The organism is Streptomyces sp. CB02980 (assembly GCF_014451325.2).
Classification (GTDB): domain Bacteria; phylum Actinomycetota; class Actinomycetes; order Streptomycetales; family Streptomycetaceae; genus Streptomyces.
Genome location: NZ_JACSCH020000007.1, coordinates 363,411 through 373,906, shown reverse-complemented (window position 1 = coordinate 373,906; position 10,496 = coordinate 363,411). Strand labels below are relative to the sequence as shown.

Genomic DNA, 10,496 nt, shown 5'->3' with positions numbered 1-10,496 from the left:
CAGCGACGCGACCGCAGGGAGCGCCCTTGACGCGGTGGCGGAGGCCGCCACACTCGGAAAGAGGGCGGCCGCACCCGCACCCCACCCGAAACCCCCGCGCCAGACACCTCACCCCCGCCCCTCACATCCCAGGCGATTCCGTCCCAGGCGATTCCGTCCCAGGCGATTCCGTCCCAGGCGATTCCGTCCCAGCCGGTTCCGGCCCAGGCGGGTCCACCGGTGGCGCGTCCCTGAAGCGGCGGCGGTCTCGGGCTCCCGGTGGGGCGTCGGCCAGGCGGACGACCGTGCCGTCGCGGCCCGCCACCACCGGCTTCGACGAGCGGGCCGCCTTCGCCTGGTACTGCGCCGCGTCCGCGAGGCGGAAGAGGCGGCGGGCCGACCTGAGCGGGCCGATCGGATCGCCCGTGGACGCCACCCCACAGGCCACGCCCTCGCCGAGTTCCAGCTCCGCCGCCCGTACGCAGAGCTCCTCCGCGACCGCCACCACCTCGTCCGCCGTCGGGCCGACCGTCAGGAGGCAGAACTCGTCGCCGCCCAGCCGGGCCGCCAGGGCTCCGGGGAGCATGGCTCCACAGCGAGAGAGCACGGATCCGAAGCGTTCGAGGAGCCGGTCGCCGACCGCGTGGCCGTGGGTGTCGTTGACCCGCTTGAGGCCGTTCAGGTCGCAGACCATCAGGCTGACCACGGAGCCGTCCACCCGGTAGCGCTCGATCGCCTCGTCCAGGCGGGTGTCGACGGCCCGCCGGTTGGCCAGTCCCGTCAGGGGGTCGGTGAACGCGAGCTTGCGGACCTCCTCCAGGCGTTCGGCCTGGGCGATGCCCGCCGCCACCACCGCCGCGAGCACGGTGGCGAAGTCGGCGTCCGCGCGGGTGAAAGGTTTCTCCTGCGGCGGGCGGGCCACGTACAGCTCGCCCCACGCGCGCCCGTGCAGCACGATCGGGGCGACCACGCAGCAGCCGCGCCCCCGCCGCCGCAGGCCGGCCACCCGGCCCGTCGGGACCGGGTCCTCGGCGGTCTCCACCCAGGCGTCCGGCTCGCCGCCGCCCGCCCACTGCTCGTGCAGGAACTCGGTGATCTCGGGGAACTGGTGCACCGGATACGTCTCCGAGTCCGGGAACTCCTCCTCGCCCAGGGCCCGCTCCCCGGCGTTCACCAGGACCTTGAGGCGTCCGTGGTCCCGCTGCCAGACGGAGAGGGCGGCGAAGGTGCCGTCGAGCCCGTCGCAGGACCCGAGCGCCGCCGCCCGCCAGAACTCGCGTGGAGTGTGCGCCGCCGCCATCCCCTGCGCCAGCGCCACTACGGCCCGCAGCCGTCCGTCCTCACCCATTCCTCCAGCTTAGGGAGGTTTGATCCGTTTTCACCTTCGAGGCGTCACCGTAAGTGACATTCGGTGCAGAACGGTAAAACTTACTCACCCGGCCAGTTCGGCTTCCGCTTCTCGTTGAAGGCCGCCACACCCTCCGCGCGGTCCCCCGAGAACGCCACCGAACGCCAGGCCGCGTCCTCGACCTCGAGGCCCGCCCGCAGGTCCAGCCCCTGACCCAGCCGCATGGCCTTCTTCGCGGCCCGCAGCCCGACCGGCGAGTTCGCCGCGATCCGGCCGGCCAGCTCCAGGGCCGCCGTCCGCGCGTCCTCCTCCAGGAGGTCGACCAGGCCCAGCTCACGGGCCTCCGCGGCCTCCACCCGGCGGGCCGTGAAGACCAGCTCGGCGGCGCGCGCCGCGCCCACCCGGCGCGGCAGCAGCTGCGTACCGCCGCCGCCCGGGATGACGCCCACGGACACCTCGGGGAGACCCACCACGGCGGTCGCGTCGGCCACGATCACGTCGCAGGCGAGCGCCAGCTCGAAGCCGCCGCCGAGGGCGTAGCCGTGCACGGCGGCCACGGTCGGCATGGGCAGCTCCAGGACGCCGGTGTAGGCGGCGCGGGCGGTCGGCCGCTGGCGGACCAGCTCGGCGTCGGTGAAGGAGTTGCGCTCCTTGAGGTCGGCGCCGACGCAGAAGGCGCGGTCGTTCGAGGAGGTCAGCACGGTGACGCGGACCGCGGGGTCGGCGGCGAGCGCGTCGCAGGCGGCGCCGAGGGAGCGGGCCATCTCGGAGGAGACGGCGTTCATCGCCTTGGGCCGGTCGAGGACCAGCTCGGCGACGTGCCCGTTCCCGTCCTTCCGGACCACCACGAACTCACCGAAGCGCTGCTCGGACATGACCGCACCCTCCCGATTCAGAGCCTGTTAACGGCTGTTAACAGGCGTTCACGGGAGATCCTAGGTCGGGCGGCGGGTCAGGAGCCAGGGTTCGACGACGCCGAGACCGCGGACGGGCCGCTGCCACATCGGCTGGAGCGCGAAGCGGTACGTGGCGGCCTGGCGGCCCTCCTTCTCCGCGCGGGCGGCCTCCTCGGCGGCCTGCGTCTCCGAGACGGGCGCCTCGCCCGTCCTGGACAGCTCCTCCGCGAGCGCGCCGTCGACGAGGACGGCGTCCTTCGGCGCTATCGAGGTGAGCCGGCTCGCCAGGTTCACGGTCGTGCCGAAGACGTCGCCCATCCGGGTCGTCACCGTGCCGAAGGCGATGCCGACGCGCAGCGCGGGCATCGTCTCGTCGTGGCTGAGGGTCTCGATCAGGCGCAGCGCGATCTCGGCGGCCGTACCGGCGTCGTCCGCCGCGTACAGCACCTCGTCGCCGAGGGTCTTGATGAGCCGGCCGCCGTGCGCGGCGACCAGGTCGGCGCAGGTCGTCTCGAAGGCCTCGACCAGCTCGCCGAGCTCCTCCTCCTCCAGGCGGCGGGTCAGCCGGGTGAAGCCGACCAGGTCCGCGAAGCCGACCGCGAGCCGCCGGTCGACCATCTCCTCGTCGTCGGCGGCCTGCACGAGCACCCGGCCGGTGGCGGCGGCGAGCTGCCGCCGCCAGACGTAGATGAGGAACTCCTCCAGCTCGGGCAGGAGCAGCTCGACCAGCGGATACGTGACCTCGGTGCGGGTCATGCCGGGCTCTGGCGGCTCGGTGAGGCCCTCCAGGAAGGAGTCGATCTGCCACTCGGCGAGCCGGGCGGTGGTCTGTCCGGTGGAACGGGCGACCTGCACGGCCATCGGCTCGCTGAGCAGCCCGGCCTCGACGAGACCGGCCAGCCGGCGCAGCGCGAGGACGTCGGCCTCGGTGAGCGCCTTGGCCTGGCCGATGTCGGCGAAGCCCATGGCGCGCCAGAAACGGGAGGCGAGCTCCATGGAGACGCCGGCCGTGCGGGCGGCCTGGAACGGGGTGTAGCGACGGTCCGCGCCGAGGATGAGCTGTTCGAGGCGGATGGCGAGCGGATCGTCGCTCGGCTCGGCCGTGTGGTCGACCTCGTGATGGGGGGTGGGGTACGCGGGAGGCTCGGGCGCGCGGCCCTCGTTCTCGTCGTCGACGGTCACCGGCCGCCTCCTGCCCGTTCCCTGCCCACTTGCCCTGCCGATCTGTCGCCCTGGATCGCGGTCCACGATACGACAGCTGTGGCTTGGCTCACGCCTTAACGGCTGCCGCCTGTGTTCCTGGGCCTGTCGTGCGGGCCCTCCGGTCGTGCGGGGCCCCTTGGGCGCAGGGCCCCGGTGGTCGACGCATCCGGAGGGCGCCGCGCGCAGGTGGGGTGCGCCCACCCGTCTCTCCCCCAAGGACTACGTCCAGGGGGGACCCCCAGGCGGAACGATCGCCCACACCGAGGTCGACGGGGCGTGGCGTCGGCCGCCTACGTCCGCAGGTGGACGATGTCGCCCGCGCCGACCGCTTCCGTGCCGCCGCCCTCCGTGGCCACGACCAGGCGGCCGTCGCCGTCGAGGGCCACCGCTTCGCCCTCCAGCATCCGCTCGCCCGGCAGCTCGGCCCTGACCCGGCGGCCGAGGGTCGCGCAGCCGGCCGCGTAGGCCGCCTGGAGACCGGACTCGACGGGGTCGCCGTCGGCCCGTACCCAGTCGCCGTACCACTCGGCGAGGGAGCGCAGGACGGCGCGCAGGAGGGTGTCGCGGTCGGTGGAGACCGCGCCCGCGAGGAGCAGCGAACCGGCCGCCGGGACGGGGAGTTCGTCCTCGCGGAGGGTGACGTTGATGCCGAGGCCGACGACGATGCCGTCCTCGCCGGCCCGCTCGGCGAGGATGCCGCCGGTCTTGCGTTCCTCGCCTCCTACGGAAACCAGCAGGTCGTTGGGCCACTTGAGGGACAGGTCGACGCCGGCGGACTTCGCGAGGCCGGTCGCCGCGGCGACGCCGGTGAGCAGCGGGAGCCAGCCCCAGCGGTGGACCGGCACCTCCGGCTTGAGGAGGACGGAGAGGAAGAGCCCGGAGCGGGCGGGCGCCGTCCAGCTGCGGTCGAGGCGGCCGCGGCCGGAGGTCTGCTCCTCGGCGACGAGTACGGCGCCCTCGGGCAGCTCGTCGGCGCGGGCGGCGAGGTCGCTGTTGGTGGATCCGGTGCTCGTGACCACGTCGAGCGAGGTCCACAGGCCGTCGGGAAGGACGAGGGCGCGGCGCAGTGCGGGGGCGTTCAGCGGGGGCCGGTCGAGGTCGGACCAGGGTCCGCCGGAGCCTTGGGAGGACGTCATGCAAGCCAGACTAGGTGTGGCAAAGACCGCAGTGCCGAACCGTATCGGCGTCGATACGCTACGGCTCAGTAGCTGAGCAGTAGCCCATTCGTAGTCAACGAACCCCCCGTGACCAGGCAGGGAGCCGCATCCCGATGTCCGAGCCGGCAGAGCAGTACGAGATTGACATTCACACGACCGCAGGCAAGATCGCGGACCTCAAGCGCCGTATCGACGAGGCCACCCATGCCGGCTCGGAGCGTGCGGTGGAGAAGCAGCACGCGAAGGGCAAGCTGACCGCGCGCGAACGGATCGCCCTGCTGCTCGACGAGGGGTCGTTCGTCGAGCTGGACGAGCTGGCCCGGCACCGGTCGACCAACTTCGGTCTGGAGAAGAACCGTCCGTACGGAGACGGTGTCGTCACCGGCTACGGCACGGTCGACGGGCGCCCGGTCGCCGTGTTCTCGCAGGACTTCACGGTCTTCGGCGGGGCGCTCGGCGAGACGTACGGCCAGAAGATCATCAAGGTGATGGACTTCGCGCTGAAGACGGGCTGCCCCGTCATCGGCATCAACGACTCCGGCGGCGCCCGTATCCAGGAGGGTGTGAGCGCGCTCGGCATGTACGGCGAGATCTTCCGCCGCAACACCCACGCCTCCGGGGTGATCCCGCAGATCTCGCTGATCGTCGGCCCGTGCGCGGGCGGCGCGGTGTACTCCCCCGCGATCACCGACTTCACGGTGATGGTGGACCAGACCTCGCACATGTTCATCACGGGTCCCGACGTCATCAAGACGGTGACCGGTGAGGACGTCGGGTTCGAGGAGCTGGGCGGCGCCCGGACGCACAACGCGACCTCGGGCGTGGCGCACCACATGGCGGGGGACGAGAAGGACGCCATCGAGTACGTGAAGTCCCTGCTGTCCTACCTTCCGTCGAACAACCTCTCCGAGCCGCCGACCTTCCCGGAGGTCGCGGAGACCGAGGTGACGGACGAGGACCGGGAGCTGGACACGCTGATCCCGGACTCGGCGAACCAGCCGTACGACATGCACAAGGTCATCGAGCACGTCCTCGACGACGGTGAGTTCCTGGAGACGCAGGCGCTGTTCGCGCCGAACATCCTGACCGGCTTCGGCCGTGTGGAGGGCTTCCCGGTCGGTGTGGTCGCGAACCAGCCGATGCAGTTCGCGGGTTGCCTCGACATCGACGCGTCCGAGAAGGCCGCGCGGTTCGTCCGCACCTGCGACGCGTTCAACATCCCGGTCCTCACCTTCGTGGACGTGCCGGGCTTCCTGCCGGGCGTGGACCAGGAGTACGGCGGCATCATCCGGCGCGGCGCGAAGCTGATCTACGCGTACGCGGAGGCCACGGTCCCGCTGATCACGGTCATCACGCGGAAGGCCTTCGGCGGCGCGTACGACGTCATGGGCTCCAAGCACCTGGGTGCGGACCTGAACCTGGCGTGGCCGACGGCGCAGATCGCGGTCATGGGCGCGCAGGGCGCGGTCAACATCCTGCACCGTCGCACCATCGCCGCCGCCGAGGACCAGGATGCGGAGCGGGCGCGGCTCATGCAGGAGTACGAGGACGCCCTGCTCAACCCGTACACGGCGGCCGAGCGCGGTTACATCGACGGTGTGGTCATGCCGTCGGACACGCGCCCGCAGATCGTGAAGGGGCTGCGTCAGCTGCGGACGAAGCGGGAATCCCTGCCTCCGAAGAAGCACGGCAACATCCCGCTCTAGGCCTCCCCGGACCTGACCCTTCAAGGAGTCGACATGATCAAGGTCGTACGAGGAAACCCGACCCCGGAGGAGTTGGCCGCCGCACTGGCGGTGGTTCAGGCACGGGCCGCGGCGACGGCGGCGGCGTCCGCCGAGGGCGGCGGCCCGGCGGTGCCGGAGGGCTGGTCGGACCCGTCCCGGATCGCGCGGTCGGTGCGCCACCGGCCGGGCCCGCGGGCGTGGGCGCGGTCGTACTGGCCGGTGTAGCCGGTCGTGGAACGCCGAGAAGGGCCGGACTCCCCCCGTGGGGGTCCGGCCCTTCTCACGTCCTGCTCGGTGCTGCCCCCGCCACCCGTCACGTACGGCGCAGGAAGAGGCCGGCCAGGACGGCTCCGGCGGCGACGATCGCCGCGTTCACGAGGACCGCGAGGCCGATGCCGTCGAGGAGCACGGGCGCGGTGACGACGACGGCGCTCATGATCGGGGTGCCCATGGTGATGCCGATCTGCTGGGTCATGGTCGCGAGCCCGGTCGCCGTGCCCTGCTCGTGGTCGGGGATCCCGGAGGTGGCGGTGACCATGAAGCCGACGATCGCGAGCATGTTGCCGATGCCGCCGGCGAAGGTCGCCGCGAGGAGCAGCCAGAGGCTCCCCGGGCCCTCGCCGAGTCCGTACAGGGAGAGGGTCGCGACGGCCTGGAGGAGGCCGCCGGAGACCAGGGCGGTACGGGCGCCGAAGCGGCCGATGAAGCGGGAGGCGAACACCCCGCCGAGGACCGTGCCCGCGCCGAGGACGCCGAAGGAGAGGCCGGCGGCGAGCGGGGAGAAGTCGAGGACGTCCTGGAGGTAGAGCGTCATCAGGAAGACCAGCGAGGTCTCGGTGACGAAGGCGACGAGCCCGGCGAGGTTGCCCCAGACGACGGTGCGGCGCTTGAGGATGTGGATCGGTACGAGGGGGGCGGCGGCCCGGCGTTCGACGAGGACGAAGGCGACCAGGAGCGCGGCGCCGGCGGCGAGGGCGATGAGCGCGGTCGGGTCGGTCCAGCCGTGTTCGCCGCTGACGGTCAGGCCGTAGACGAGGGCGAGGAGTCCTCCGGTGACGGTGATCGCGCCGGGCACGTCGAGGCGGGGGCGGACGGCCGGGCGGCTCTCGGTGAGGACGGCGGGGGCGACGAGGAGGACGGCGAGGGCCACCGGGACGTTGACGAGGAACGCCCAGCGCCAGGAGAGCAGGTCGGTGAGGACGCCGCCGAGGATCGCGCCGGTGGTGAAGCCCGCGGACATGAGGGCGCCGTTGAGTCCGAGCGCGCGGGCGCGCAGCGGGCCCTCGGGGAAGGAGGCGGTGAGCAGGGAGAGCCCGGCGGGGGTGACGGCGGCGGTGGCGAGGCCCTGGGCGACGCGGGCGGCCATCAGCATCTCGGGGCCGGTGGCGAGGCCGCCGACGAGGGAGGAGACGCCGAGGAGCGCCATGCCGCCGAGGAAGAGCCGGCGGCGGCCGACGAGGTCGGCGACGCGCCCGAAGAGCAGGGTGAATCCGGCCGCCGCGAGGGCGAAGGCGGTGGCGATCCACTGGAGGCCGCCGAGGCTGAAGCCGAGTCCCTGACCGATGACGGGCAGTGCGACGTTCAGGATCGAGAAGTCGACGGCGAGCATGAACTGGGCGAGGAGGAGGACGACGAGGACGAGCCGCATCCGTCCGGTCATTCGGGCGTCCGCCGGCCCGGCGGACGGGGCCGTGGGCTGTTCGACGGGCTTGGGGTGATCCAGGGCAACCATGCGTACGACCCCTTAATGGGAGACTGGTTCCGTTAAGATGTCCCGTACCGTAGCAGAGTCGATGGCGTTAATGGAACAGGAGACCCATTTGACTGAGAGCCAGCCGGCCTCGCCCGGCACCCTGCGCCCCGGCGGCCGCACCGCGAAGGTCCGCAGGGCCGTCCTCGACGCCACCCAGGACGCACTCGCCGACACCGGCTTCCACGCCCTGAACATGGACCGGATCGCCGCGACCGCGGGCGTCGGCAAGACCACCGTCTACCGCCGCTGGGGCTCCCCCGTCGGCCTGGTCACCGACCTCCTGCACGACATGGCCGAGCAGTCCCTGCCCGCCTCCGACACCGGCAGCCTCAAGGGCGACCTGCGGACCAACGCCGCACTCGTCCGCGCCACCCTCACCGACGCACGGATGGGCGCCGTCTTCCGCGCGGTCATCGCGGCGGCCGCCTGCGACGAGGACTGCGCCCGCGCGCTCGCCGACTTCTACCGGACCCGGCTCGGCGAATGGGCCCCCGTCGTCGCCAAGGGCGCGGCCCGCGGCGAGATCCCGGCGGAGACGGACCCGACGGAGCTGCTCCGCGCCGTCTCCGCGCCGCTCTACTACCGCTTCGCGGTCACCCGCGAGGAGATCACGGCGGACGTGGCGGAACGGGCGGTCACGGCGGCACTCGCGGCGGCGCGGGACGGGGTGTTCATCCGGGCGTAGCCCTCAGGCGATCTTCCGTTCGCCCGCGAATAGTCCCTCGGCACCGGGGCGCCTGAGTATCCGTACTCAGGCGCCCCGCCCGCCCCGCCCTCAGGATCGGAGGCATGCTGTGGTCCGACCCGAAGAATCAGCCGCCGAAGTTCATGCGCGACATGCAGGCGAAGCTCCGTCGCGCGGGCGTGCTGCTCGCCCTGGCGATGGTGGTGGCGATGTTCGTGGTCAGCGCCCGCTGAGCCCGGGACTGGCTACGCTGCCCCCATGACTGCTGATCCGCGCCGTGTCGTGCTCGCCTCCGCCTCCCCCGCCCGCCTCAACCTGCTCCGCCAGGCCGGGCTCGCCCCCGAGGTGATCGTGAGCGGCGTCGACGAGGACAAGATGCACGCCCCGACGCCGGCCGAGCTCGCGCTCGCCCTCGCGGAGGCCAAGGCCGCCCATGTCGCCGCCCGCCCCGAGGCGTTCGGCGCACTGGTCATCGGCTGCGACTCGGTCCTGGAGCTCGACAAGCAGGCCCTCGGCAAGCCGGCGGACGCCGAGGAGGCCACCGCGCGCTGGAAGGCGATGCGCGGCCGGGTCGGCATCCTCCAGACGGGTCACTGCGTGTACGACACGGCCGCCAAGCGCTACGAGTCGGCGACGGCCTCCACCGTGGTCCGCTTCGGCGAGCCGACGGACGCCGAGATCGCGGCGTACGTGGCGAGCGGCGAACCGCTGCACGTGGCGGGCGCCTTCACCCTGGACGGGCGCTCGGCGCCGTTCATCGACGGCATCGACGGCGACCCGGGCAATGTGATCGGCCTGTCGCTGCCGCTGCTGCGCACGCTGCTCCGGAAGCTGGGCGTACAGATCACCGACCTCTGGACCTGACGGGCCGTCGCGCGGGCGCGCCGGTGCCCCTCCATGGGCGTGCGTGCCCCTCCGCGGCGTGCGTTACCCCTACGCGGGCGCGCGTGCGCCTACGCGGGCGCCGGTGCGCCCTCGTGGGGCCCGGCGCCCTTCTCGTACCCCTTGCCGTACGCCACGAGGGTGAGCACGATCAGGCCGAGTACGAGCATCATGAAGGCGAACGCGCCCCAGCCGATCAGGCCGACGGTGACCGCGCCGAGGATGCCGTGCACGACCGCGCAGCCGATGAGCAGGCCCCGGCCGACGCGCCCGGGCCGGCGGTCACGGATGCCGGCGACGAGGGCGACGAGGCCGCAGAGGGCGAGCGCGACGCCGGAGGCGATGCCGAGCGCCCAGGTGCCGGTGTACATCGCGTCGGGATCCATGCCGTCGAGGGACATCGTCTGGATTTTGACGAAGCGTGCCATCACCGCGTTGATCGCGACGATCCCGGGCGCTTCGAGGAACAGCACCGCCGCCGTCACGAGAGCTATCGGTCTGCGGGCCACCTCGGCCACCCCCTGGATACGACTGTTACCGACAGTACGATCGACAGCGCGAAGGCTACTGGCCGGTAAACCCCTGGACAAGAGTGTGCGCACGACCGGCGACGGCGGACGGCAGGGCAAAGAATCGTTGGGCCATTCGTAGGGACTCGACAAAGAAACCCGAATGGCGACTGGCCGCACGAACAGAGACCTGCGCCACACCTCGGAGCTACTGTGCCGTAAAGGAACCCTGCGTACCGTGGTGCGACAAGGGAATTCACGACCCGAGCAGGCCCGGGGTCACGCTCCGTGTGGGCAAGCTCACCACTGGGGACGGGTCGAAAGGCCGTGTCGGCAGTCCCTAAACTCAGCTTGTTT

General features: G+C 72.2%; 11 protein-coding genes. 5 read left to right on the top strand and 6 right to left on the bottom strand.

The genetic code is table 11. The features are described 5' to 3' along the window. Positions 1–121: 121 nt before the first annotated feature. The 4 genes from E0F75_RS18075 to E0F75_RS18060 form a co-directional block, all read right to left on the bottom strand. Positions 122–1,327 carry a GGDEF domain-containing protein gene (locus E0F75_RS18075; protein ID WP_229312720.1) on the bottom strand — a complete coding sequence of 402 codons (1,206 nt, stop codon included), beginning with the start codon at positions 1,325–1,327 and terminating at the stop codon, positions 122–124. Positions 1,328–1,407: 80 nt separating this feature from the next. Further along, a complete protein-coding gene (locus E0F75_RS18070) occupies positions 1,408–2,202 on the bottom strand; it encodes an enoyl-CoA hydratase/isomerase family protein (RefSeq protein WP_187623530.1) in 795 nt (264 codons plus the stop codon). Positions 2,203–2,262: 60 nt separating this feature from the next. After that, positions 2,263–3,405, bottom strand: a complete 1,143-nt coding sequence (locus E0F75_RS18065; protein WP_187623529.1) for an adenylate/guanylate cyclase domain-containing protein — start codon at positions 3,403–3,405, stop codon at positions 2,263–2,265. 311 nt (positions 3,406–3,716) lie between these two features. Beyond that, positions 3,717–4,562, bottom strand: coding sequence for a biotin--[acetyl-CoA-carboxylase] ligase (locus tag E0F75_RS18060; protein ID WP_187623528.1), 846 nt, complete (start codon positions 4,560–4,562; stop codon positions 3,717–3,719). A 134-nt stretch (positions 4,563–4,696) separates the two neighbouring features. Between E0F75_RS18060 and E0F75_RS18055 the strand changes: the two genes are divergently transcribed. Beyond that, the gene (locus E0F75_RS18055) at positions 4,697–6,289 is read left to right on the top strand and encodes an acyl-CoA carboxylase subunit beta (protein WP_187623527.1); all 1,593 of its coding nucleotides are present in this window, start codon (positions 4,697–4,699) and stop codon (positions 6,287–6,289) included. Positions 6,290–6,322: 33 nt separating this feature from the next. Continuing rightward, a complete protein-coding gene (locus E0F75_RS18050; protein ID WP_150266697.1) occupies positions 6,323–6,535 on the top strand; it encodes an acyl-CoA carboxylase subunit epsilon in 213 nt (70 codons plus the stop codon). An 88-nt stretch (positions 6,536–6,623) separates the two neighbouring features. Here the strand turns inward: E0F75_RS18050 and E0F75_RS18045 are convergent, their stop codons facing one another. After that, the gene (locus E0F75_RS18045; protein WP_187623526.1) at positions 6,624–8,042 is read right to left on the bottom strand and encodes an MFS transporter; all 1,419 of its coding nucleotides are present in this window, start codon (positions 8,040–8,042) and stop codon (positions 6,624–6,626) included. A gap of 37 nt (positions 8,043–8,079) precedes the next feature. On the opposite strand from E0F75_RS18045, the gene E0F75_RS18040 reads away from it, so the two are divergent. The 3 genes from E0F75_RS18040 to E0F75_RS18035 all read left to right on the top strand — a co-directional run bounded on the left by E0F75_RS18040 (position 8,080) and on the right by E0F75_RS18035 (position 9,612). After that, complete coding sequence (locus tag E0F75_RS18040; RefSeq protein ID WP_187623525.1) at positions 8,080–8,748, top strand: TetR/AcrR family transcriptional regulator; 669 nt, start codon at positions 8,080–8,082, stop codon at positions 8,746–8,748. 104 nt (positions 8,749–8,852) lie between these two features. Then, complete coding sequence (gene mmpB / locus E0F75_RS40050; protein WP_266968684.1) at positions 8,853–8,981, top strand: morphogenic membrane protein MmpB; 129 nt, start codon at positions 8,853–8,855, stop codon at positions 8,979–8,981. Between the two features lie 25 nt (positions 8,982–9,006). Continuing rightward, positions 9,007–9,612, top strand: coding sequence for a nucleoside triphosphate pyrophosphatase (locus tag E0F75_RS18035; protein WP_187623524.1), 606 nt, complete (start codon positions 9,007–9,009; stop codon positions 9,610–9,612). Between the two features lie 89 nt (positions 9,613–9,701). Here the strand turns inward: E0F75_RS18035 and E0F75_RS18030 are convergent, their stop codons facing one another. Then, on the bottom strand, positions 9,702–10,139 hold the full coding sequence (locus E0F75_RS18030; protein ID WP_187623523.1) for a hypothetical protein: 438 nt from the start codon (positions 10,137–10,139) through the stop codon (positions 9,702–9,704). Positions 10,140–10,496: the final 357 nt, after the last annotated feature.

Excerpts from the sequence above, each read along its gene's own strand:
- E0F75_RS18075 (WP_229312720.1), bottom strand. The coding sequence starts at position 1,327 with ATGGGTGAGGACGGACGGCTGCGGGCCGTAGTGGCGCTGGCGCAGGGG.
- E0F75_RS18070 (WP_187623530.1), bottom strand. The coding sequence starts at position 2,202 with ATGTCCGAGCAGCGCTTCGGTGAGTTCGTGGTGGTCCGGAAGGACGGG.
- E0F75_RS18060 (WP_187623528.1), bottom strand. The coding sequence starts at position 4,562 with ATGACGTCCTCCCAAGGCTCCGGCGGACCCTGGTCCGACCTCGACCGG.
- E0F75_RS18055 (WP_187623527.1), top strand. The coding sequence starts at position 4,697 with ATGTCCGAGCCGGCAGAGCAGTACGAGATTGACATTCACACGACCGCA.
- E0F75_RS18050 (WP_150266697.1), top strand. The coding sequence starts at position 6,323 with ATGATCAAGGTCGTACGAGGAAACCCGACCCCGGAGGAGTTGGCCGCC.
- E0F75_RS18045 (WP_187623526.1), bottom strand. The coding sequence starts at position 8,042 with ATGGTTGCCCTGGATCACCCCAAGCCCGTCGAACAGCCCACGGCCCCG.
- E0F75_RS18040 (WP_187623525.1), top strand. The coding sequence starts at position 8,080 with ATGTCCCGTACCGTAGCAGAGTCGATGGCGTTAATGGAACAGGAGACC.
- mmpB (WP_266968684.1), top strand. The coding sequence starts at position 8,853 with ATGCTGTGGTCCGACCCGAAGAATCAGCCGCCGAAGTTCATGCGCGAC.
- E0F75_RS18035 (WP_187623524.1), top strand. The coding sequence starts at position 9,007 with ATGACTGCTGATCCGCGCCGTGTCGTGCTCGCCTCCGCCTCCCCCGCC.